Source organism: Guyparkeria sp. SB14A (genome assembly GCF_005096345.1).
Classification (GTDB): domain Bacteria; phylum Pseudomonadota; class Gammaproteobacteria; order Halothiobacillales; family Halothiobacillaceae; genus Guyparkeria; species Guyparkeria hydrothermalis.
Genome location: NZ_SWAW01000093.1, coordinates 1 through 253, shown reverse-complemented (window position 1 = coordinate 253; position 253 = coordinate 1). Strand labels below are relative to the sequence as shown.

The 253-nt window shown below is 60.5% G+C and carries 1 pseudogene; it reads right to left on the bottom strand.

The features are described 5' to 3' along the window. A pseudogene (locus FAZ79_RS11370) lies at positions 1 to 253 on the bottom strand (RuBisCO large subunit C-terminal-like domain-containing protein); the annotation flags it as partial.

Genomic DNA, 253 nt, shown 5'->3' with positions numbered 1-253 from the left:
CATGATGATCGGTGCGCCAATCTCCTTGGCGAACTCGGCACGCTTATACATCTCTTCCGGGGTCGGCGCGGTGACGTTCAGGTAGTGACCCTTGCGCTCGCCGGTCTGGTTCTCGGCAGTCTGGGTGCTTCCTGGACGAACAGGAAGCGGTCACGCCAGCGCATGAACGGCTGAGAGTTGATGTTCTCGTCGTCCTTGGTGAAGTCGAGACCACCACGGAGGCACTCGTAGACCGCACGGCCGTAGTTCTTGG